The organism is Streptomyces roseolilacinus, from assembly GCF_014649335.1.
GTDB classification, from domain to species: Bacteria; Actinomycetota; Actinomycetes; order Streptomycetales; family Streptomycetaceae; genus Streptomyces; species Streptomyces roseolilacinus.
In genome coordinates this window covers 156,433-179,236 of record NZ_BMSV01000006.1, presented here as the reverse complement: position 1 = coordinate 179,236, position 22,804 = coordinate 156,433, and the positions used below count along the sequence as shown (strand labels likewise).

Here is a 22,804-nt window from a genome sequence, read left to right as displayed (position 1 = left end):
GGATGGACTCCTTCTTACTTCTTCGACGACGGGTGCTTGGGCCGCTGCTGGCCCTTGCGCTGTCCGGACTTGGCTTGACGTGCGGGGGTGGCCTTGCCCGGCTGGGACTCCTCGGGCTCCGCCTGGTCCGCCTTCTTCTCCAGGGAGGTCTTGGCGGTGCCGGGCTGCGCGGGAGCGGCCTGGCGCTTCGCCTTCGTCTGGCGCTTGGGCTGCTGGCGGCGCACCGCCGCGGCCTCCGCCTCGGCCTCGGCCGGGTCGACCTTCCGCACCGTGCCGTCGGCCTGGGCGGTGAAGCCGGCCTTGGCGAGGCTGCCGATGAAGCTGCGCTCGTTGTCGTTGCGGTCCGGGCCCTTGGCGACGATGGCCTGGATGACGTTGCGCTTGCGGCGGCCGCGCACCTCGCCGTGCTGGGTGATGCTCTTGAGGAGCCGCTGCAGGTAGTGGTCCTGGGCCTTGCTGCCCGGCGTCGGGTTCTGGTTGATCACGTACATCTGCTGGCCCATGGTCCACACGTTGGTGGTCAGCCAGTAGACGAGGACGCCGACGGGGAAGTTGATGCCCATCACGGCGAAGATGATCGGGAAGATGTACATCAGCATCTTCTGCTGCTGCATGTACGGGGTCTTCACCGTCAGGTCGACGTTCTTCTGCATCAGCTGGCGCTGGGTGAAGAACTGCGACGCCGACATCATCACGATCATGATCGCGGTGACGACGCGGACGTCGAGCAGCGACGCGTTGAGAGCCTGGACCGTACCCGGGTCGTCCATGAACTTCGCGGCGATCGGGGCGCCGAAGATGTGGGCCTCGCGGGCGCTGTCGACCAGCTGCTGGTTGAGGCTGCCGATCGTGTCACCCGACGCGATCTTGCTGAGCACGTGGTAGAGCGCGAAGAAGAACGGCGACTGCAGGAGGATGGGGAGGCACGAGGAGAGCGGGTTGGTACCCGTCTCCTTGTACAGCTTCATCATCTCTTCCGACTGGCGCTGCCGGTCGTTCTTGTAGCGCTCCTGGATGGCCTTCATCTTCGGCTGGAGCGCCTGCATGTTCCGCATCGACTTGATCTGCTTCACGAAGAGCGGGATCAGGCAGATGCGGATGACGATCACCAGGGACACGATGGACAGACCCCAGGCCCACCCCGTGTCAGGCCCGAAGATCGCCCCATACAGCTTGTGGAACTGGACGATGATCCACGAGACAGGTCCGGTGATGAAGCTGAACAGATTTCCAATCGTGTCCACTAATCAGGCTCCTTGAGCATTGGGCGAGGTCTCTGCGGCCGGGCTCGTCCCGTCGGAGTGCCCGCCCTCGTCGCCGCGCAGCCGTGCGCGCAGCAGTTCGTGCCAGCGGGGACGCTTGCGCGGCGGCACGTGGTCCACCCCGCCGGGCGACCAGGGGTTGCAGCGCAGGATGCGCCAGGCGGTGAGGGCCGTGCCCTTGATGGCGCCGTGCCGGTCGATTGCGGTGTATCCGTAGTGGGAACACGAGGGGTAGTACCTGCAGACGGGGCCCAGCAGTGGGCTGATCGTCCACTGGTAGAGCTTGATCAGGGCCAGCAGCGGGTACTTCATCGCGCGCCCCCTCCCAGGAGCCGCTGCAGGGCGGCGTCCAGGTCTCGGGCCAGCTGTGCAGGGTCGGCGTCGCCCGCGCCGGGCAGCGCTCGTACTACCACCAGGCTACCGGGGGGCAGCGCGGCGAGCCGCTCCCGCATCAGGTGCCGCAGTCTGCGCTTCACCTGGTTGCGGACGACTGCCCCGCCGACGGCCTTGCTGACGACGAAACCCGCACGCGTCGGGGGAGCGCTCTCCCCAGGCGCGTGCGGGTCCGTTGCACCACTGCGTAGATGGACGACGAGGCTCGGGCGGCCTGCCCGGCGTCCTCGCCGTACCGCGGTCGCGAAGTCCTCGCGCCGCCTCAGCCGATTCTCGGAAGGCAGCACGTCATGACCTGGCCGCGATCAGGCGGACAGGCGGGCGCGACCCTTGCTGCGGCGGGTCGCGAGGATCGCGCGGCCGGCACGCGTACGCATGCGCAGGCGGAAGCCGTGGGTCTTGGCGCGACGACGGTTGTTCGGCTGGAAGGTGCGCTTGCTCACTCGGGGGCTCCAGAAATGATTCGTGGGGTGGCGGGGTATCGCTTGGCTGTCACCGTGCGCCCACGAGTAGCTCGCAATACGCCCGAGTGCACCGCTACACGGTCACATGGTGTGACCTTTGCCCATCGGAGGCAGGCGGCAGCAGCCATCGACAACTCGACCTGGTTACGGTACGCGCGGCTACGCCATCCGGTCAAACCAGCGGCATGGCGGCTCCCCCTATGCACAGGCTGTGGACAACAACTTGAACCACGCGAGCTGCCACGACTACCGTGGCTGAACTCGAATTCCTTTCCTGCCTGTCCTTCCCATCCCGTCCCGAGAAGCACACATTCGCGGGACCTGTGAGAGAGCGTGCCCCGTGGCTGATGTACCTGCTGATCTTGCCGCAGTGTGGCCACGAGTGCTGGAGCAGCTCCTCGGCGAGGGGCAGCAGGGCATCGAGCCGAAGGACAAGCAGTGGATCGAGCGCTGCCAGCCGCTCGCGCTGGTGGCCGACACCGCACTCCTCGCCGTCCCCAACGAATGGGGCAAGCGCGTCCTGGAGGGCCGGCTGGCCCCGCTGATCAGCGACACGCTCAGCCGTGAGTGCGGCCGCCCGATCCGGATCGCGATCACCGTCGACGACTCCGCGGGCGACCAGTCGCCGCCGGCCGCCCCGGAGCGGCACCAGCCGGAACGCCCCCGCTACGAGGAGCGCGGCCAGGGGTACGAGGAGCGCGGCCAGGGCTACGACGAGCGGGGCCAGGGCGAGCCGTACGACGCGTACGGGCGGCCCATGGCGGACGACGGGCTGCCGTCCGTACGGCCCGCCTACCCCGACTACCAGCAGCAGCGCCCGGAACCCGGCGCGTGGCCGCGCACCCAGGAGGACCTGACCTGGCAGCAGCCGCGCCTCGGCGGCTTCCAGGACCGCGACCCGTACGCGACGGCCCGTCCGCAGCAGCCCCACCACGACTACGGCACCCCGCAGGGCTCCGACCACGGCGGGTACGAGCCCCCGCGCACGGAGCGGCGCGAGCTGCCCGACACGCCCGACCGGCACCGGCCGGGCGGTCCCGCGGGCTCCGGCGGGCCGGCCGTCCGCGGTGGGGCCGGGGGCCGCGGCGTGCCGGGTGCCGGTCCGATGGGCGGTCCCGGGTCCATGGGCGGTGCGGGCGGCACGGGCCAGGGCGGCACGGGCGGCCCGGGGGAGCAGCACGCGCGGCTGAACCCGAAGTACCTGTTCGACACGTTCGTCATCGGCTCGTCCAACCGTTTCGCCCACGCCGCGGCGGTCGCGGTCGCCGAGGCGCCGGCCAAGGCGTACAACCCCCTCTTCATCTACGGGGAGTCGGGGCTCGGCAAGACCCATCTGCTGCACGCGATCGGGCACTACGCGCGCAACCTCTACCCGGGGACGCGGGTGCGGTACGTGAGCTCGGAGGAGTTCACCAACGAGTTCATCAACTCCATCCGCGACGGCAAGGGCGATACGTTCCGCAAGCGCTACCGCGACGTGGACATCCTGCTCGTGGACGACATCCAGTTCCTGGCGAGCAAGGAGTCGACGCAGGAGGAGTTCTTCCACACCTTCAACACGCTCCACAACGCCAACAAGCAGATCGTGCTCTCCTCCGACCGGCCGCCCAAGCAGCTGGTGACGCTGGAGGACCGGCTGCGCAACCGCTTCGAGTGGGGCCTCACCACGGACGTCCAGCCGCCGGAGCTGGAGACCCGCATCGCGATCCTCCGGAAGAAGGCGGTGCAGGAACAGCTCAACGCCCCGCCGGAGGTGCTGGAGTTCATCGCCTCGCGGATCTCGCGGAACATCCGTGAGCTGGAGGGCGCGCTGATCCGGGTGACGGCGTTCGCGAGCCTCAACCGCCAGCCGGTGGACCTGGTGCTCACCGAGAGCGTGCTGAAGGACCTGATCCCGGGCGGCGAGGACACCGCGCCCGAGATCACCGCGGGCGCGATCATGGCGGCGACGGCGGACTACTTCGGGCTGACGGTCGAGGACCTGTGCGGCTCGTCGCGCAGCAGGGTGCTGGTGACGGCCCGGCAGATCGCCATGTACCTGTGCCGGGAGCTGACCGATCTGTCGCTGCCGAAGATCGGCGCGCAGTTCGGCGGGCGGGACCACACGACGGTCATGCACGCGGACCGGAAGATCCGCGCGCTGATGGCGGAGCGGCGCTCCATCTACAACCAGGTGACCGAGCTGACGAACCGCATCAAGAACGGCTGACGGCGCGCGGTGCGGCGCTCGAGGGCGCCCCGGGACGGTTCCGGGGCGCCCTTCGCCGTCCCCGGGGCAGGCCCGGACGGTTCGGCGGGGGACCCCCCGGAGGGCGGCGCTGGGCACGGCGCGGGAGACGCCCGGACGGCTCCGCGGAGGGCGGCGCGAGGGGCGGTCCGGGGACGGCGCGGAGGCCGGCGCGGGCGTCGACGCGGGGGACACGCGGGCGTCAGCGCGGGAGCAGCGGCAGCCGGACCGTTCGAATAGATGCGGCGGTCACGCCGTTCTCCACAGATTCGGGGGCGATCGCCCGTCCACAGGCTGGGGACTGGGAAGTTATCCGAATCTCGTCCACAGAGGGCAGGGGCGCGAGACAATCCCCCCAGGTCAGAGACTTGTGGATTTGTGGCCGACCGTAATCCACAGCCTGTGGAAAGTTTGCTCGTCCACAGGCTGTGATCGACGTTGTCCACCGGCGTCCCACAGGCGTGACCTCACGGTCCACAGCTTCTCCACACCGCTGTCCACTGTTCGGCAACGAAACACCCCCGGTCACCGCGACGAGTGAAAGCCGTCACACCCGGGAGCCGGATTGGGCTGTGGGGAACGTGGGTAAAGCTGGGGACGGCACTGGGGAGAAGTCAGCCCTGCCTGTGTATCGGGTGTGCAGAACTTTGCCGCGTCCACAGCGGACCCCGGTTGTCCACCGCTGCCACCCACAGGGCCAGTGGACAAAATTTGGGCTGTGACCTGCGCAGACGGGGTTATCCACGGTTTCCACAACCCCTACTACTACTCCCACACAGAGTTAGCGTGGATTTCGCTTGGAAGCGGGGCCTGTGCACAACTCGGCGCCGAAGCTCCGACCGCGGCTCGACGCGACTTGACCCCGAGCAGCGCCGAGTGTCGGCGGCGTACGTCAGACTGGTCCCCGGCATCCCGACCTGCCGCTGCGGCGGTGGACGGACCGGATGCCGGACGAGGAAGGCCAGCAGGGCGAGCCAGCAACAGCAGGAGGCGGCTTACGGTGAAGATCCGGGTGGAGCGCGATGTACTCGCGGAGGCGGTGGCCTGGGTGGCCCGCAGCCTCCCGGCCCGTCCGCCCGCGCCCGTGCTCGCGGGCCTTCTGCTGAAGGCCGAGGACGGTGCGCTGAGCTTCTCCAGCTTCGACTACGAGGTCTCCGCGCGGGTCTCGGTCGAGGCCGAGGTCGAGGAGGACGGCACGGTCCTGGTGTCCGGGCGGCTGCTCGCCGACATCTGCCGCGCTCTCCCCAACCGCCCGGTGGAGATTTCCACAGACGGTGTACGGGCGACGGTGGTCTGCGGGTCGTCCCGCTTCACCCTCCACACACTGCCTGTGGAGGAGTACCCGGCGCTGCCGCAGATGCCGACCGCCACCGGCACGGTGCCCGGCGAGGTCTTCGCCTCCGCCGCCGCGCAGGTCGCCATCGCCGCGGGCCGCGACGACACGCTGCCCGTCCTCACGGGTGTGCGCATCGAGATCGAGGGCGACAGGGTCACGCTGGCCTCCACCGACCGCTACCGCTTCGCGGTCCGCGAGTTCCTGTGGAAGCCGGAGTCCCCGGACGCCTCGGCCGTCGCCCTGGTGCCCGCCAAGACGCTGCTGGACACGGCCAAGGCGCTGACCAGCGGTGACACGGTGACGCTCGCGCTGGCCGGCTCCGGCGCGGGTGAGGGCCTGATCGGTTTCGAGGGCGCCGGGCGCCGCACCACCACCCGGCTGCTCGAAGGCGACCTGCCGAAGTACCGGACGCTGTTCCCGACGGAGTTCAACTCGGTCGCGACGATCGAGACGGCCCCCTTCGTGGAGGCCGTGAAGCGCGTGGCGCTGGTCGCCGAGCGGAACACCCCGGTGCGGCTCAGCTTCGAGCAGGGCGTGCTCATCCTCGAGGCGGGCTCCAGCGACGACGCACAGGCTGTGGAGCGCGTCGACGCGCAGCTGGAGGGCGACGACATCTCGATCGCCTTCAACCCGACGTTCCTGCTCGACGGACTCAGCGCCATCGACGCGCCGGTCGCCCAGCTCTCCTTCACCACGTCCACCAAGCCCGCGCTGCTGAGCGGCAAGCCGGCCGTGGACGCGGAGGCGGACGAGGCCTACAAGTACCTGATCATGCCGGTTCGGCTCAGTGGCTGACTGAGCGGCTGACCCCACAGGTGTGCACCCGTGTCCGGGCGTAGTCTCGGACACGGGTACGAACTCGCACACAACGCGTAAGGAAGATCTGATGGAGCTCGGTCTCATCGGCCTCGGCAAGATGGGCGGCAACATGCGCGAGCGCATCCGCCGCGCGGGCCACACCGTCGTCGGGTACGACCGCAACCCGGACCTCGCCGATGTCCACAGCCTCGAGGAGCTCGTGGGCAAGCTGAAGGGCCCGCGCGTCGTGTGGGTCATGGTCCCGGCCGGCGAGGCCACGCAGACCACCATCGACCAGCTCGCCGAGCTGCTCTCCCCCGGCGACGTCGTCGTCGACGGCGGCAACTCCCGCTGGACGGACGACGAGAAGCACGCCGAGGAGCTGGCCGCCAAGGGCATCGGCTTCGTCGACTGCGGCGTCTCCGGCGGTGTGTGGGGCCTGGAGAACGGCTACGCGCTCATGTACGGCGGCGACGCCGAGCACGTCGCGAAGGTCCAGCCGGTCTTCGACGCGCTGAAGCCGGAGGGCGAGTTCGGCTCCGTCCACGCGGGCAAGGTCGGCGCCGGCCACTTCGCGAAGATGGTCCACAACGGCATCGAGTACGCGATGATGCAGGCCTTCGCCGAGGGCTGGGAGCTGCTGGAGGCCGTGGACTCCGTCACGGACGTCCGCGAGGTCTTCCGCTCCTGGCAGGAGGGCACGGTCATCCGCTCCTGGCTCCTGGACCTGGCCGTCCGCGCGCTCGACGACGACGAGCACCTGGAGTCGCTGCGGGGCTACGCCGCGGACTCCGGCGAGGGCCGCTGGACGGTCGAGGCCGCCATCGACAACGCGGTGCCGCTGCCCGCGATCACCGCGTCGCTGTTCGCGCGGTTCGCGTCGCGCCAGGACGACTCGCCGCAGATGAAGATGATCGCCGCCCTGCGCAACCAGTTCGGCGGACACGCGGTCGAGAGCAAGTAACAGCACAGCCGGGAGAGGTCGGCGCACACCATGCACGTCACGCATCTGTCGCTGGCCGACTTCCGTTCGTACGCCCGGGCCGAGGTCCCGCTCGACCCGGGCGTCAGTGTTTTCGTGGGGGCCAACGGGCAGGGCAAGACGAACCTGGTCGAGGCGGTCGGCTACCTCGCGACGCTCGGCAGCCACCGGGTGTCGTCCGACGCGCCCCTGGTGCGGATCGGCGCCGAGCGCGCCGTGATCCGGGCGGCCGTCCGGCAGGGCGAGCGGCAGCAGCTCGTCGAGCTGGAGCTCAACCCCGGCAGGGCCAACCGCGCCCGAGTCAACAGGTCCTCGCAGGTCAGACCGCGTGACGTGCTGGGCATCATACGGACCGTGCTGTTCGCGCCCGAGGACCTCGCCCTGGTGAAGGGCGATCCCGGCGAGCGGCGGCGGTTCCTCGACGAGCTGATCACCGCCCGGTCCCCGCGCATGGCCGGCGTCCGCTCCGACTACGACCGCGTGCTCAAGCAGCGCAACACCCTCCTGAAGACCGCCGCCATGGCCCGGCGGCACGGCGGCCGCTCCATGGACCTGTCCACCCTCGACGTGTGGGACCAGCACCTCGCGCGGGCCGGCGCCGAACTGCTCGCGCAGCGGCTCGACCTCGTCGCCACGCTCCAGCCGCTCGCCGTCAAGGCGTACGAGCAACTGGCGCCCGGCGGCGGGCCCGTCACCCTGGAGTACCGCGGTTCGGCGGGCGGCGACGCCCAGGGGCCGGCCGGCCGGGAGGAGCTGTGCGAGTGGCTGCTCGCCGCGCTCGCCGACGTGCGCAAGCAGGAGATCGACCGCGGCGTCACCCTCGTCGGACCGCACCGCGACGACCTCGGGCTGCTGCTGGGGCGGATGCCGGCGAAGGGGTACGCCAGCCACGGCGAGTCCTGGTCGTACGCGCTCGCGCTGCGGCTGGCCTCGTACGACCTGCTGCGCGCGGAGGGCAACGAACCCGTGCTCGTGCTGGACGACGTCTTCGCCGAGCTGGACGCGAGGCGGCGGGAGCGGCTGGCGGAGCTGGTCGCCCCCGGTGAGCAGGTGCTGGTGACGGCCGCCGTCGACGGCGACGTGCCGGGGGTGCTGGCGGGGGTGCGGTACGCGGTGTCGGAAGGGGCGGTGGAACGCGTATGAGCACGCAGTCGCCGCAGCCGGCGGGCCCCGTGCGGGCCCCGGCCCCCGAGCCGTCCGGCGTGGACCTCGCGCGCGTGGCGCTGCGCGCGGCCAAGGAGCAGGCGAAGGCGCGGGGCGCCGCCGCCCAGCAGAAGAAGCAGGCGCGGCGCGGCGGCGGGCTGCGCTCCGGGGCGCGCGCCGACGGGCGCGACCCGCTGCCGCTGGGCGCGGCGATCAACCGGCTGATCACCGAGCGCGGCTGGGAGGCGCCCGCGGCGGTCGGCGGCGTCATGGGCCGGTGGCCGCAGATCGTCGGCGAGGACCTGGCGAAGCACTGCGTGCCGCTGCGGTACGACGAGGACCCCGACGAGCGCGTCCTCACCGTCCAGTGCGACTCCACGGCGTGGGCGACGCAGCTGCGGCTGCTCGCCCCCCGGCTGGTGGCCCGGCTGAACGAGGACCTGGGCCACGGGACGGTGCGCCACATCCGGGTGCTCGGGCCCGGCGGCCCGCGCCGCGGGTACGGCCCGCTGCGGGCGCCCGGCAGCACCGGGGCCGGCGACACCTACGGCTGACGGCCCCGCCGGAGGGGCGGGACCCGGCCATTCCCGGGGGCGTACCGGCCGGGATCGGGGCCGGATCGGGCCCCCGGCCGCGCCCCCGCGCGCGCACCGAGCGGCCCCGGGGGTTCCCACCGGCCGGCCGGAGGCGGTGAACAACGCCGTGACCTGGTGCGCAAGGGGTGGCGGAGGGGTTTTCGGAGGGCCGTGGAGGGAGGCGCCCCGGAAGCGGTCGCGGTGGTTGCGGGTGGTTGACAGGCCGAAGCGCTGAGTGCCCGCGTGAGCCTCTTGGAGCCCCTTCCCACATATGGGGAGTCGGCGGGCGCTGGTTCAGAGCGGCACATGCGTACTCAGGTACCGGCAAACCCCCATGAGTGTCAGCGCTACCGGTAGACTGGTAGGTAATCCCGCCCACTGCGGAACATGTCGAACGACGCAGCCACTCCGGGGCTTCCCGAGAGGTGGCTCGCGCTGTGCCAGAAAGGGCGCTTCGTGGCCGATTCCGGCAACCCCAACGAGAACATCCCGTCCACTCCTGCCGGCGAGAGCCGCGAGGTCCCGGCGCCGGGCTCCTCGGCGTACGACGCCAGCGCGATCACCGTCCTCGAGGGTCTGGACGCGGTCCGCAAGCGGCCTGGCATGTACATCGGCTCGACCGGTGAGCGTGGACTCCACCACATGGTGCAGGAGGTCGTCGACAACTCCGTCGACGAGGCCCTGGCCGGCTACGCGGACACCATCGACGTCACGATCCTCGCCGACGGCGGCGTGCGCGTCGTGGACAACGGCCGCGGCATCCCGGTCGACATCCACCCCGTGGAGAAGAAGCCGGCCGTCGAGGTCGTGCTGACCGTCCTGCACGCGGGCGGCAAGTTCGGCGGCGGCGGCTACGCCGTCTCCGGTGGTCTGCACGGCGTGGGCGTCTCCGTCGTGAACGCCCTGTCGAGCCGCGTCTCCGTGGAGATCAAGCGCGACGGCTACCGCTGGACGCAGGACTACAAGCTCGGCGTCCCGACCGCGCCGCTCGCCAAGCACGAGGCGGTCGAGGACTCCGGCACGTCCGTCACCTTCTGGGCCGACCCGGACGTCTTCGAGTCGACCGAGTACTCCTTCGAGACGCTGTCGCGGCGCTTCCAGGAGATGGCGTTCCTCAACAAGGGCCTGACGATCACGCTCACCGACGAGCGCGAGTCGGCCAAGGCGACGATGAACGCCGACGACGCCGACGCCTCCGCCGAGGCGGTGGAGAAGCAGCCGGCGCGCACGGTGACGTACTACTACGAAGGCGGCATCGTCGACTTCGTCAAGTACCTCAACTCCCGCAAGGGCGAGCTGATCCACCCCACGGTCATCGCCGTCGAGGCCGAGGACAAGGACCGGCTGCTCTCGGTCGAGATCGCGATGCAGTGGAACTCGCAGTACACGGAGGGCGTGTACTCGTTCGCGAACACGATCCACACGCACGAGGGCGGCACGCACGAGGAGGGCTTCCGCGCGGCGCTCACCGGCCTCGTCAACCGCTACGCGCGCGACAGGAAGCTGCTGCGGGAGAAGGATGACAACCTCACGGGTGAGGACATTCGCGAGGGCCTGACCGCGATCATCTCGGTCAAGCTCGGCGAGCCGCAGTTCGAGGGCCAGACCAAGACCAAGCTGGGCAACACGGAGGCGAAGACCTTCGTGCAGAAGGTCGTCCACGAGCACCTGTCGGACTGGTTCGACCGCAACCCGAACGAGGCGGCGGACATCATCCGCAAGGCCATCCAGGCCGCCACCGCGCGCGTGGCCGCCCGCAAGGCGCGCGACCTGACGCGCCGCAAGGGCCTGCTGGAGTCGGCGTCCCTGCCGGGCAAGCTGTCCGACTGCCAGTCGAACGACCCGGCCAAGTGCGAGATCTTCATCGTCGAGGGCGACTCCGCCGGCGGCTCCGCCAAGTCCGGCCGGAACCCCGAGTTCCAGGCCATCCTGCCGATCCGCGGCAAGATCCTGAACGTCGAGAAGGCGCGGATCGACAAGATCCTGCAGAACACCGAGGTCCAGGCGCTGATCTCGGCCTTCGGCACCGGTGTGCACGAGGACTTCGACATCGAGAAGCTCCGCTATCACAAGATCATCCTGATGGCGGACGCCGACGTCGACGGCCAGCACATCAACACCCTGCTGCTGACCTTCCTCTTCCGCTTCATGCGGCCGCTGGTCGAGGCCGGCCACGTCTACCTCTCCCGCCCCCCGCTGTACAAGATCAAGTGGGGCCGGGACGACTTCGAGTACGCCTACTCGGACCGCGAGCGCGACGCGCTCGTCGAGCTCGGCAAGCAGAACGGCAAGCGCATCCGCGAGGACTCCATCCAGCGCTTCAAGGGCCTGGGCGAGATGAACGCCGAGGAGCTGCGCATCACCACCATGGACCAGGACCACCGGGTGCTCGGCCAGGTCACCCTGGACGACGCGGCCCAGGCCGACGACCTGTTCTCGGTGCTGATGGGCGAGGACGTGGAGGCACGGCGCTCGTTCATCCAGCGCAACGCCAAGGACGTCCGCTTCCTCGACATCTGAGTCGGTCTCAGCTGACCGTACGAAAGGACTGAAGACCAGCAATGGCCGACGAGATCACCCCCGCCGCCGTGACGCCCGAAGAGGAGCCCGCCGTCCCCGGCGCGGGCCTGCGCGTCGAGCCCGTCGGGCTCGAGACCGAGATGCAGCGCTCGTACCTCGACTACGCGATGTCCGTCATCGTGTCGCGCGCGCTGCCCGACGTGCGGGACGGCCTCAAGCCCGTCCACCGCCGCGTCCTGTACGCCATGTACGACGGCGGCTACCGGCCCGAGAAGGGCTTCTACAAGTGCGCCCGCGTCGTCGGTGACGTCATGGGCACGTACCACCCGCACGGCGACTCCTCCATCTACGACGCCCTGGTCCGCCTGGCCCAGCCGTGGTCGATGCGCATGCCGCTGGTGGACTCCAACGGCAACTTCGGCTCCCCGGGCAACGACCCGGCCGCCGCCATGCGCTACACCGAGTGCAAGATGGCGCCGCTGTCCATGGAGATGCTCCGGGACATCGACGAGGAGACCGTCGACTTCACGGACAACTACGACGGCCGCAACCAGGAGCCGACGGTCCTGCCGGCGCGCTTCCCGAACCTGCTGGTCAACGGCTCCGCCGGCATCGCGGTCGGCATGGCGACCAACATCCCGCCGCACAACCTGCGCGAGGTCGCGGCCGGTGCCCAGTGGGCGCTGGAGCACCCCGAGGCCACCCACGAGGAGCTCCTGGACGCGCTGATCGAGCGCATCAAGGGCCCCGACTTCCCGACCGGCGCCCTCGTCGTGGGCCGCAAGGGCATCGAGGAGGCGTACCGCACGGGCCGCGGCTCCGTCACGATGCGCGCGGTCGTCGAGGTCGAGGAGATCCAGAACCGGCAGTGCCTGGTCGTCACCGAGCTGCCGTACCAGGTCAACCCGGACAACCTCGCGCAGAAGATCGCCGACCTGGTGAAGGACGGCAAGATCGGCGGCATCGCGGACGTCCGCGACGAGACCAGCTCCCGCACGGGCCAGCGGCTCGTCATCGTCCTCAAGCGGGACGCGGTCGCCAAGGTCGTCCTCAACAACCTCTACAAGCACACCGACCTCCAGACGAACTTCGGCGCGAACATGCTCGCGCTGGTCGACGGCGTGCCGCGCACGCTCTCGCTGGACGCGTTCATCCGCCACTGGGTGACGCACCAGATCGAGGTCATCGTCCGCCGCACGCGCTTCCGGCTGCGCAAGGCCGAGGAGCGGGCGCACATCCTGCGCGGCCTGCTCAAGGCGCTCGACGCGATCGACGAGGTCATCGCCCTCATCCGGCGCAGCGACACGGTGGAGGTCGCGCGCGGGGGCCTGATGGGCCTGCTGGAGATCGACGAGATCCAGGCCAACGCCATCCTGGAGATGCAGCTGCGCCGCCTGGCCGCCCTGGAGCGCCAGAAGATCGTCGCGGAGCACGACGAGCTCCAGGAGAAGATCGACGACTACAACTCCATCCTCGCCTCCGAGTCCCGCCAGCGGCAGATCGTCAGCGAGGAGCTGGCGCAGCTGGTGGAGAAGTTCGGCGACGACCGCCGCACGCAGCTCGTGCCGTTCGACGGCGACATGTCCATGGAGGACCTGATCGCCGAGGAGGACATCGTCGTCACCATCACGCGTGGCGGCTACGTGAAGCGCACGAAGACCGACGACTACCGGTCGCAGAAGCGCGGCGGCAAGGGCGTGCGGGGCGCGAAGCTGAAGGAAGACGACATCGTCGACCACTTCTTCGTCTCCACCACCCACCACTGGCTGCTGTTCTTCACCAACAAGGGCCGCGTCTACCGCGCCAAGGCGTACGAGCTCCCCGACGCCGGCCGGGACGCCCGCGGCCAGCACGTCGCCAACCTGCTGGCCTTCCAGCCGGACGAGCAGATCGCCGAGATCCTCGCGATCCGCGACTACGAGGCGGCGCCCTACCTGGTCCTCGCGACCAAGGCCGGCCTGGTGAAGAAGACCCCGCTCAAGGACTACGACTCCCCGCGCTCGGGCGGCGTCATCGCCATCAACCTGCGCGAGCGGGAGGACGGCGGCGACGACGAGCTGATCGGTGCCGAGCTGGTCTCCGCCGAGGACGACCTGCTGCTCATCAGCCGGAAGGCCCAGTCCATCCGCTTCACCGCGACGGACGACGCGCTGCGCCCGATGGGCCGGGCCACGTCCGGTGTGAAGGGCATGAGCTTCCGCGAGGGCGACGAACTCCTCTCGATGAACGTCGTCCGCCCCGGTACGTTCGTCTTCACGGCGACGGACGGCGGCTACGCCAAGCGGACGGCCGTCGACGAGTACCGCGTCCAGGGCCGTGGCGGCCTCGGCATCAAGGCTGCGAAGATCGTGGAGGACCGCGGTTCGCTCGTCGGCGCGCTGGTGGTCGAGGAGGGTGACGAGATCCTCGCCATCACGCTGTCCGGTGGTGTGATTCGCACGCGCGTCAGCGAAGTCAGGGAGACCGGCCGTGACACCATGGGCGTCCAGCTGATCAACCTGGGCAAGCGCGATGCCGTCGTGGGCATCGCGCGGAACGCCGAGGCCGGCGCCGAAGCCGAAGAGGTCGAACTGACCGACGCGGCGGACGGCACGGCCACGGACGCGGAAGGGACCGAGGCCGCCGCCGGTACCGGCGCCGCGGTCGAGGCAGCCGAGGGCACGGAGCCCTCGGCCGGGGAGCACGAGGAGTAAAGCGTGAGCGGAGCCACGGGCGCCGGTTCGGCCGGCTCGGCCGCTTCGAAAAAGAACGGTGCCCGTGGCCCAGCCACGGACTCCCAGGGGGTTGCGGTGACCGACACCCGGGGGCCGAAGCCCCCGTTCGAGACGTACGACGACGGCCCGCTGCCCGGTGAGCGGCCGCCCGCCCAGCAGACGGCCCAGCCGTACCACCCGCCGCAGGCGTACGCGGCGGGTGGGGCCGGCGGGGGCGTCCCGGACGCCGGCACGGTGCGCCGGCCCCGTACGGGCGCCAAGACGACGCCGCGGACGCGCAAGGCGCGGCTGCGGGTGGCCAAGGCCGACCCGTGGTCGGTGATGAAGGTCAGCTTCCTGCTCTCCATCGCGCTGGGCATCTGCACGGTCGTCGCGGCGGCCGTGCTGTGGATGGTCATGGACGCGATGGGCGTCTTCTCGACGGTCGGCGCGACGATCAGCGACGCGACCGGCTCCACCGAGAGCAACGGGTTCGACCTGCAGGCGTTCCTGTCGCTGCCGCGCGTCCTCATCTTCACGTCGGTGATCGCCGTGATCGACGTCGTGCTCGCCACGGCGCTGGCCACGCTGGGCGCCTTCGTCTACAACCTCGCGGCCGGTTTCGTGGGGGGCGTGGAGCTGACACTCGCGGAGGACGAGTAGCGATTTTGGCTGGAGCCGCCCTGTGCGCTAATCTTCAGAGGTCAGCGCGCAGCGCGGAGGGGCTATAGCTCAGTTGGTTAGAGCGCATCCCTGATAAGGATGAGGCCACAGGTTCAAATCCTGTTAGCCCCACAGAATCGAAGGCCCCGGTCGAAAGACCGGGGCCTTCGGCGTTCTCCGTCTCGGGACTCGGTGGCCGCCCGGCGGGACGTCGGGACGGTGTCGTACTGTCGTGCGGGGCTAGGTCACCGATTGATATCGGTTGGTGTGTATAGTCGGGCGCCATAAGGTCCCCTACGTCAACGAAAGACGAGGTCGCGCGGTGAAGAAGCTTCTCCTGGTCGCACTGGCCGCCATCGGCGGGCTCCTCGTGTACCGCCAGATCCAGGCGGATCGCGCCGAGCAGGATCTGTGGACGGAGGCGACCGACTCCGTGCCCGCGGGTTCGTGAGCGCGCCACAGATATGAAGGGCCCCGCCGCTGAGAAGCGGCCGGGGCCCTTCTCCGTCACGGGACCGTGACGGCCCCGCCCTTGAGTTCGCCCACGCGAATCCCTAGCTTGCATGAGCAAAAAGCACGGCCGCCTCCGGGCCGGTCGCCGTCGCGGGCGGCGGCGCCCGCCGGGCAGGATGGTGCGGCCGGGAAGACGACGAGGGGAAGCGCGTGAACGGGCGGGGCTGGAGCGGTGGCGCGGCTGGGGACGGCGGGGCGGGGACGACCGGTGCGGGACGCGTGACGGCGGCCCCGCGCGCGGGGAGGGGCCGCGGGACCGCGCGGGCCGGTGCGGCGGCGGTGGCGGCCGGGGCGGTCGTCCTCACGTCGGGACTGTGCGCGCCGGCGGCCCTGGCGGCCGGTGGACCCGCCCCGTACGCCTTCGCCGAGGACGCCCGGACGGTCAAGGGCTCCCCGACCACGAGCGACGCCCCCCGGCTGACCGCCGGCGCGGTCTACCGGGACGCCCTCCCCCGGGACGGCAAGCTGATCTACCGCGTCGACCTGGACGCCGTCAGCCACGCGTACGTCTCCGCCGTGGCCGTGCCGCCGCCGGGCGCCGGGCTCTCCTTCCAGGACGAGCTGAAGATCTCCCTCCAGGACCGGGACGGCTCCGACTGCAGCAGCGCCACCGCGCGGTTCGGCTCCGCCGAGTTCGCCCGGCCCGTCGCCGCGTACGCCGACCGCACGCTCGACCCCGACCGGTCGCTGTGCCAGGAGGCCGGGTCGTACTACGTCGTCGTCGAGCGGGACGGCAAGGAGACGTCGTCGGGGGAGCCCTGGGGGCTGGAGCTCCGGCACGTCCTGGAACCGCGGCTGAAGGCGCCCGGCCCGACCGCGGCGCCCACGGCCTGGCCCAGCGCCTCGCCCCAGCCGCCCGCGGGCGGGCCCCGCGAGCGGGCCGGCGGCACCGGCTTCTTCGACGCTCCCGGCCTCGCCGAGGGCGAGTGGACCGACCGCATCAAGCCCGGCGAGAGCCGCTTCTACCGCGTCCCCGTCGACTGGGGGCAGCAACTGTTCGTCAGCGCGGACTTGGGCAGTTCGGCCGGTGACGGCTTCGTGGGCAGCGCGCTGCCCGTGTCGCTGTACAACCCGGCGCTCGGCCTCGTCGACAGCGAGGACACCCTGTCGTACGACGGCAGGCAGAAGTCGGCGGCCTTCGAGCCGCTGCCCCCGGTGGCGTACGAGAACCGCTTCAGCTCCGACTCCGAGACCAACGCCCTGCGCTTCGCGGGCTGGTACTACCTGCGCGTCAGCCTCGACCCGGAGGTCGGGGAGAAGTTCGGCGAGAAGCCGTACGGGCTGACCCTGCGCGTCAACGTCGAGGGCGAGGCCGGGGCGGCGCCGCCGTACGCCGGCCCGGCCGGGATCTTCGCGGTCACCGAGGACGACCGGCAGGCGGCGGCCGACGGGGAGAGCGGCCCGCGGGCGGAGGACACCGGCGCGATGAGGCTGGTCGCGGCGGGCGGCATCGGCACCGGGACGGTCCTGCTGCTCGCCCTGGGCCTGTGGACCGCCCTGGCGCGGCGCCGCGCGGCCGGTACGGGTGGTGCGGCCGGTACGGGTGGTGCGGGGGCGGCGGCCCCGGTGGCGGGCGGGCCCGTGCCACCGTCGCCGGACGCGTCGACGCTGTACGGGCCGTCGCGGGGCCGGTAACCCGGGGCCGATGGTCCGGGGCCGATGGTCCGGGGCCGGTGGCCCGGGGCCGATGGTCCGGGGCCTCAGATCCGGGTGAGCGCCCAGATGCCGACGGCGTAGCAGACCAGGGCCAGGAGCACGACCGGGACCGCCACCGCGCGCGGCGGACCCGGCCGCCTCCGCGGAGCGGGTACGGGCGCGGGCACCGTGGCCGCCGCCTCCGGGGCCGTGGTCGTGGCCGGTGTCGGCGCCGGTGCCGGTGCGCCCGGGGCCGGGTACGGCGCCCCGGGGGAGGGGCCGTACGGCTGCGGCGCCGTGGCGGGCGGTGTCGCGGCGGGCGGGGGCGTGGCGGACCGGGGCTGGGGCTGGTGGGACCGCTGGGGCGGCGGGGCGAGGTGGAAACTGCCCGTCTGGGACGGCGCGGGCGCCCCCTGCGCCGGGACGGACGGATGCTCGGGTACGAACGGGGGCGCGGGCGCCGGTACGGGCACGGGGCCGTCGGGGCCGTACCCGGGCGGCAGCGGGCCGAGCTGGTCGAAGACCTCGACCGGCTCTTCCTCGCCGGCCGGGCCGGGCAGCAGCTCCACCGCGGACGCCAGCGCCTTGCGCGCGCCGTTGGCCGTACGGAACCGGGCCTCCGGGTCGGGCTGGAGCAGCCCCGCCAGGACCTGCCACAGCGGTTCCGGGATGCCCGCGGGGGCACCCGGCGTGCCGTGCGCCAGGAAGTGCGCCACGAGCGCCTGGGAGTCCGGCTTCCGGCCCTGGAGCAGGTACAGGGCGACCAGGCCGGCCGCGAACAGGTCGGCCGGGAAGTCCGGTTCGGCGCCCATGAGCTGCTCGGGGGCGAAGTAGCCGGGCGTGCCGACCACGTAGTCGGTCTCGGTCAGGCGCGGTTCGCCCTTGCGCATGGAGATGCCGAAGTCGGACAGCCGCAGGTGCGGCCGCCCCGTGCCGGTGGCCTCCAGCAGGATGTTCGCCGGCTTGATGTCGCGGTGCACGACCCCCTCCGCGTGCACCGCGGCCAGTCCGGACAGCAACTGGTCGAGGAGGGTGCAGACGAACCGCGTCGGCAGCGGTCCGTAGTCCCCGATCACGTGCGCCAGGGAGCCACCGCTGACCAGGTCCATGGTGAACAGGACCTTGTCGTCGTCGGCGGCCCAGCTCGCCGGGGCGAGGACGTGCGGGTGGTCGATGCGCAGGGCCTGCTCGCGCACGAAGCGCAGCAGGGTGTGCGCGTCGCTCTGCTGGAGCACCTTCGCCGCCACGTACCGGCGGCGCCGCTGGTCCCAGGCGCGCCAGACGGCTCCCACGCCGCCCCGCCCGATCGGGTCGATCAGCTCGTACCGCCCCGCGAAGACCTCACCCATCGCGCTGTGTCGCTCCCCGTCCCGTGGCCGCGTCGTCGCCGCGGCGCCGTCGTGCCGCTGTCGTCTTCGCCCTGTCCGCCGCCGTCAGTTCTGATGCGACTCGTAGTGCGCGACCGCGTCCGCGGTGCGACCGGCGCCGTACACCCGGAGGAACTCTGCCAGTTCGGGGTGGGTGGGGGCGAGCGAGTCGGCGGCGTCGATGATGTCGCCGGCCGCCGCGACCGAGCGCAGCAGCGACTGGATCTCCCGGACGACGCGGCGCACCGTGGGCGCGCCCGAGCCGGCGGGGGCCTGGCCGGAGGCCGTCAGGACCGAACCGCCCTGCGACTTCTTGATCTCCTCCATCCGGTCCGTCGCCTCGACGGCGCTGACGCTGCCGTCGGCGACCTGGCCGGCGAGCTCCTGGAGGGCCTGGACGCGCTGGACGACGGCCGGATTGCCGATCTTCGCGCGCTGTCCGCTCATCAGCTGCGACAGCATGGGGGCGGAGAGCCCCAGTATGGCGGCGAGCCGGGCCTGGTTGAGGCCGAGATCGTCGATCAGCCTGCGGAAAAGAGCCCCCAGCGGTTCCCCGTACCAGCTGCGCTGGAGCTCTCTGGCTCTGGCGGTCGCTTCCTGCTGTGCAGCATCCATGGCGTCTCCCCATCGCTTCGGTTCGCTGCTGCGAACCTCGCGGAGCATCTTACGGAGAGCGGTTGCGCACGGGGAGCCCCAATACTTTTGCGGGACACCCCCCGTCACCCGGTACTCTGGTCTGCGACCGCCGCGACCCGGCGGTCTCCGGGGCCTTAGCTCAGTTGGTAGAGCGCTGTCTTTGCATGGCAGATGTCAGGGGTTCGACTCCCCTAGGCTCCACCGCCCGAAGACCCCTCCCACCTGCGTCGACACGCGGTGGGAGGGGTCTTCGCCGTATCCGGGGCGGAAAGGCGCGGCGGGGCCGCGCGCGAGGACGGCGGCATAGGGCCCCGACGGCGGGAGCGCCAGCCGGGAGGGGCCGTACGGGTGGTGTTCATCGGAAGATCTGCGCGTGGGCGGCGTCGCTCCCCCGGATTCCGAGATGCGTACACATCATGAGGAAGGTATGTAGATCGCCCAATCCGCAACGTGATGGGAAAGCGAGGGGCCATGGCCGCCGGCAAGGTCAAGCAGTTCTGGACCGCAATCGTCTCCTTCTTCTGCGAGCTGCTCGCCTCCCTCAGGCCCGCGGCGCCCGTCGCGGACCGGCACCCCGGCGCCGCGGCCACCCGTACGGCCCTGGCCGGTGCCGTGTCCCTGCCGGCGCAGCGGACCGCCGCGGCTCCCGCGACCGGCGCCGGGTGCGGGGCCGGGCGGGGGCGGGGGGTGCCGCGCGAGCGGGCGCTGCCGCCGACGATCAAGCAGCGGATCCGCGCCGAGGCCCACGGAGCCTCCCCCGCCGTACGCCGCCTGCCCGCCGCCGGTGCCCTGGTGGCGGACCGTCCGGCGGACCGGCGGACCGACGACGAGGACGCCGAAGCGGCCGCACCCGCGGGTACGGCCGCCGCGCGCTGACCGCGTACCGGTCGGCGCCCGTCGTGCGCCGACGGACGCCGGTGGAACTCCTCGCCGGACGCCGGCGGAGCTTGCCGCCGGGCGTCGGTGAAGTTCCTCGCCGGGCACCGGGGGACCGTGCCACCGGACGCCGGTGAAGTTCCTCGCCGGGCGTCAGCGGAGTTCGTCGCCGTTCTCCGGCCTCTCCGCCTCGACGGTCCGGGCCTCCGCCTTCGACGAGGCCGGCTCGCTGCCGTCGACCGACGTGAGCGTGGCCCCCTCGGAGACCTCCGTGGGCGGCTCAACCAGCCAGTCGGGGTTGGCCTGGTTGTCCCACCACTTCCACACGGCCACGGCGCCGCCGAAGACCGCGCCCAGGACGACGATCCCCTTCATCGTCCGCCGGGTGCGGGCACGGCGCTCCTGCCGGCGGATCAGCTTCCTGACCTCCTTCGCCGTCACCTGGCCGCGCAGCGCGGCGAGGGCGGCGACCGAACGGGACATCGCCTCCTCCCGTGCGGGACCCGCCGCGGCCCTCGCCTGCTCCAGCCGGGGCGCGGTGTAGGAGGCGGCCTGACGCGCGGCCCTGCGGGTCTGGTACGCGGCGCGGTGCGCCGCCGCGTCGAGCTTCGGCGGTACGTGCGGCGCGACGTACACGCCGTACTGGACGCGCGCCTGCTGAGCGGCTTTGGAGACCTTCGGCGCCATCCTGACGCGCGCCTCGTGCGCGTAGTGCGCGGCTTGGTCCCTGGCTGCGCCGGCGTAGGGCGCCACCACGTCCGCGGCGTGCAGCACGCTCTCCTTCGCCGAATCGGTGGCGGCGCGCACGCTGTCCATGCGGGTCACGGGATCCTCCTCCTCGGTGGCGGTTCGATACCTCACCTTTCCGCCGTTTTGGAAATCATGCCCCGGTGGTTCATGGTCGGCATGCGGTGCGGGCATCCGGGGCATTCCCGTGCGACGCTCCCGGCTTTTCTTCCCCGCCGCGGCTTCCGTGCGAGGATCGGACCCGTAAGAGAAGACCTAAGGAAGGCACATCGTGGCCGAGCAGCTTTACGCCACCCTGAAGACGAACCACGGCGACATCGAGGTCCGGCTCTTCCCGGACCACGCGCCGGTCACGGTTCGCAACTTCGTCGAGCTCGCCAAGGGTGAGCGCGAGTGGACGAACCCGGCGACGGGCCAGAAGACCACCGCTCCGCTGTACGACGGCACGGTCTTCCACCGCGTCATCAGCGGCTTCATGATCCAGGGCGGCGACCCGCTGGGCAACGGCACGGGCGGCCCGGGGTACGAGTTCAAGGACGAGTTCCACCCGGACCTCGGGTTCACCAAGCCGTACCTCCTGGCCATGGCCAACGCCGGCCCGGGCACCAACGGCTCGCAGTTCTTCATCACCGTCTCGCCGACCACCTGGCTGACCGGCAAGCACACGATCTTCGGTGAGGTCACCAGCGAGGCGGGCAAGAAGGTCGTCGACGCCATCGCCGGCACGCGGACGAACCCGCGCACGGACCGCCCGGTCCAGGACGTGGTCATCGAGTCCGTCGTGATCGAGACGCGCTGACGTTCCGGGCGGCCCGCCGCCGCCCCGGTTCCCCCCGGGGGAACCTTTCCGCCCCGCTCGTCCGTAAGGATGGGCGGGGCGTTGGTACGCGCACGACGACGAGGGGATCCCATGGAGCAGGACCAGGCGCCGAACGGGCTGTCGAGCTGCTACCGCCACCCCGGGGTGGAGACCGGTGTCCGCTGCACGCGCTGCGAGCGGCCGATCTGCCCGGACTGCATGGTCGAGGCGTCGGTCGGCTTCCAGTGCCCCGAGTGCGTGCGGAACGGGTCGGGCACGGGCCACGGGCCGGACGCCTCCCGGCCGCGGAACATCGCGGGCGGCGCCATCGCCGGCGGTGACCAGCAACTGGTCACCAAGGTCCTGATCGGGATCAACCTGCTGGTGTTCCTGGCCGGCCTGTTCTTCTCGGGCCTCGTCGACGAGCTGGTGATGATCGGCCTGGCCTTCGACCCGGAGCTGTTCCGGGTGGTCGGGGTGGCCGACGGGGAGTGGTACCGGCTGCTGACGGCGGTGTTCCTGCACCAGGAGGTGTGGCACGTCGGCTTCAACATGATCGGCCTGTGGGTGCTGGGCGGACCGCTGGAGGCGGCCCTCGGCCGTGTCCGCTACCTCGCGCTGTACCTGCTCTCCGGACTCGCGGGCAGTGCGCTCACCTACGCGATCGTGGCGCCGAACCAGCCCTCCCTGGGCGCGTCCGGAGCGGTCTTCGGACTGATGGGCGCGACGTTCGTGCTGTTCCGCCGGCTCCGGTACGACCTGCGGCCGGTGCTGGGCCTGATCGCGCTGAACGTGCTGATCACGGTCGTCTTCCGGGACACCATCGCGTGGGAGGCCCACCTCGGCGGCCTGGTCGGCGGGGCGGTCCTCGCGTACGGCATGGTGAGCGGGCCGCGCGGGAAGCGCCCGCTGCTGCAGTGGGGGGCGGGCGCGCTGGTGCTGGCCGCGGTGGTGGTGACGGCCGTCATGAGGACGGCCGCGCTCAGCTGAGCGGGAGCTTTCCCCAGAGTTGTCCACAGCCGGTGACGACGCTGCTGCAGGGGGTCGGGAACGCCTGTACCCCTCGTCGCTGACCTGGGTGTTTCCAGGGCGGCGAGGGGCAGGTACGGCGGGCTGCGGAGAGGCGTGCGGTCACATCGGCGTCAATGCCATCTGCGTTATCCACAGATCGTCTG

General features: G+C 71.3%; 20 protein-coding genes and 2 tRNA genes. 15 read left to right on the top strand and 7 right to left on the bottom strand.

Annotated features, from left to right (window positions below; all coding sequences use genetic code 11):
• Positions 1–14: 14 nt before the first annotated feature.
• Genes yidC through rpmH form a run of 4 tightly spaced genes read right to left on the bottom strand, consistent with a single transcriptional unit; the run spans position 15 to position 2,098 of the window.
• Positions 15–1,244: a membrane protein insertase YidC gene (yidC, locus tag IE106_RS16040; protein ID WP_189534456.1), complete on the bottom strand. Its 1,230-nt coding sequence runs from the start codon at positions 1,242–1,244 to the stop codon at positions 15–17.
• A gap of 3 nt (positions 1,245–1,247) precedes the next feature.
• Positions 1,248–1,574 carry a membrane protein insertion efficiency factor YidD gene (yidD, locus tag IE106_RS16035; RefSeq protein ID WP_189534455.1) on the bottom strand — a complete coding sequence of 109 codons (327 nt, stop codon included), beginning with the start codon at positions 1,572–1,574 and terminating at the stop codon, positions 1,248–1,250.
• On the bottom strand, positions 1,571–1,942 hold the full coding sequence (gene rnpA / locus IE106_RS16030; RefSeq protein ID WP_189534452.1) for a ribonuclease P protein component: 372 nt from the start codon (positions 1,940–1,942) through the stop codon (positions 1,571–1,573). Before rnpA ends, yidD begins: the two co-directional genes overlap by 4 nt.
• An 18-nt stretch (positions 1,943–1,960) precedes the next feature.
• Entirely contained in the window at positions 1,961–2,098 is a 138-nt protein-coding gene (gene rpmH, locus IE106_RS16025; protein WP_003975051.1) for a 50S ribosomal protein L34, read from the bottom strand.
• Between the two features lie 361 nt (positions 2,099–2,459).
• On the opposite strand from rpmH, the gene dnaA reads away from it, so the two are divergent.
• From dnaA to IE106_RS15970, 11 genes are all read left to right on the top strand, one after another.
• A complete protein-coding gene (gene dnaA / locus IE106_RS16020; protein WP_189534450.1) occupies positions 2,460–4,328 on the top strand; it encodes a chromosomal replication initiator protein DnaA in 1,869 nt (622 codons plus the stop codon).
• 1,018 nt (positions 4,329–5,346) lie between these two features.
• Positions 5,347–6,477, top strand: coding sequence for a DNA polymerase III subunit beta (gene dnaN, locus IE106_RS16015; RefSeq protein WP_189534448.1), 1,131 nt, complete (start codon positions 5,347–5,349; stop codon positions 6,475–6,477).
• A 91-nt stretch (positions 6,478–6,568) separates the two neighbouring features.
• Complete coding sequence (gnd, locus tag IE106_RS16010; RefSeq protein ID WP_189534445.1) at positions 6,569–7,444, top strand: phosphogluconate dehydrogenase (NAD(+)-dependent, decarboxylating); 876 nt, start codon at positions 6,569–6,571, stop codon at positions 7,442–7,444.
• A gap of 30 nt (positions 7,445–7,474) precedes the next feature.
• Complete coding sequence (gene recF, locus IE106_RS16005; protein ID WP_189534443.1) at positions 7,475–8,605, top strand: DNA replication/repair protein RecF; 1,131 nt, start codon at positions 7,475–7,477, stop codon at positions 8,603–8,605.
• A complete protein-coding gene (locus tag IE106_RS16000) occupies positions 8,602–9,159 on the top strand; it encodes a DciA family protein (protein ID WP_189534441.1) in 558 nt (185 codons plus the stop codon). The genes recF and IE106_RS16000 overlap by 4 nt, the downstream gene beginning before the upstream one ends.
• A 408-nt stretch (positions 9,160–9,567) precedes the next feature.
• On the top strand, positions 9,568–11,700 hold the full coding sequence (gene gyrB, locus IE106_RS15995) for a DNA topoisomerase (ATP-hydrolyzing) subunit B (RefSeq protein WP_189534439.1): 2,133 nt from the start codon (positions 9,568–9,570) through the stop codon (positions 11,698–11,700).
• A gap of 41 nt (positions 11,701–11,741) precedes the next feature.
• On the top strand, positions 11,742–14,393 hold the full coding sequence (gyrA, locus tag IE106_RS15990; protein ID WP_189534438.1) for a DNA gyrase subunit A: 2,652 nt from the start codon (positions 11,742–11,744) through the stop codon (positions 14,391–14,393).
• Positions 14,394–14,489: 96 nt separating this feature from the next.
• A complete protein-coding gene (locus IE106_RS15985; RefSeq protein WP_189534436.1) occupies positions 14,490–15,056 on the top strand; it encodes a DUF3566 domain-containing protein in 567 nt (188 codons plus the stop codon).
• Positions 15,057–15,114: 58 nt separating this feature from the next.
• Positions 15,115–15,188 (top strand) — tRNA-Ile (locus IE106_RS15980).
• Between the two features lie 190 nt (positions 15,189–15,378).
• Positions 15,379–15,507: a DLW-39 family protein gene (locus IE106_RS30385; protein ID WP_010467770.1), complete on the top strand. Its 129-nt coding sequence runs from the start codon at positions 15,379–15,381 to the stop codon at positions 15,505–15,507.
• 281 nt (positions 15,508–15,788) lie between these two features.
• On the top strand, positions 15,789–17,204 hold the full coding sequence (locus IE106_RS15970; RefSeq protein ID WP_268255303.1) for a hypothetical protein: 1,416 nt from the start codon (positions 15,789–15,791) through the stop codon (positions 17,202–17,204).
• Positions 17,205–17,269: 65 nt separating this feature from the next.
• Here the strand turns inward: IE106_RS15970 and IE106_RS15965 are convergent, their stop codons facing one another.
• Positions 17,270–18,553 carry a serine/threonine-protein kinase gene (locus IE106_RS15965; protein WP_189534434.1) on the bottom strand — a complete coding sequence of 428 codons (1,284 nt, stop codon included), beginning with the start codon at positions 18,551–18,553 and terminating at the stop codon, positions 17,270–17,272.
• An 84-nt stretch (positions 18,554–18,637) separates the two neighbouring features.
• On the bottom strand, positions 18,638–19,186 hold the full coding sequence (locus tag IE106_RS15960) for a helix-turn-helix domain-containing protein (RefSeq protein WP_189534432.1): 549 nt from the start codon (positions 19,184–19,186) through the stop codon (positions 18,638–18,640).
• 149 nt (positions 19,187–19,335) lie between these two features.
• Here IE106_RS15960 and IE106_RS15955 point away from each other — a divergent pair.
• Positions 19,336–19,408: transfer RNA gene (locus tag IE106_RS15955), tRNA-Ala, on the top strand.
• 252 nt (positions 19,409–19,660) lie between these two features.
• A complete protein-coding gene (locus IE106_RS15950; RefSeq protein WP_229840488.1) occupies positions 19,661–20,083 on the top strand; it encodes a DUF6344 domain-containing protein in 423 nt (140 codons plus the stop codon).
• A 153-nt stretch (positions 20,084–20,236) separates the two neighbouring features.
• On the opposite strand, the gene IE106_RS15945 is transcribed toward IE106_RS15950, so the two are convergent.
• Positions 20,237–20,908, bottom strand: coding sequence for a DUF5324 family protein (locus IE106_RS15945; protein WP_229840486.1), 672 nt, complete (start codon positions 20,906–20,908; stop codon positions 20,237–20,239).
• A gap of 193 nt (positions 20,909–21,101) precedes the next feature.
• Here IE106_RS15945 and IE106_RS15940 point away from each other — a divergent pair, with 193 nt between their 5' ends.
• Positions 21,102–21,629 (top strand): peptidylprolyl isomerase, encoded by a 528-nt coding sequence (locus tag IE106_RS15940; RefSeq protein WP_189534428.1) that lies wholly within the window; start codon positions 21,102–21,104, stop codon positions 21,627–21,629.
• 111 nt (positions 21,630–21,740) lie between these two features.
• Entirely contained in the window at positions 21,741–22,619 is an 879-nt protein-coding gene (locus IE106_RS15935) for a rhomboid family intramembrane serine protease (RefSeq protein WP_189534426.1), read from the top strand.
• Positions 22,620–22,804: the final 185 nt, after the last annotated feature.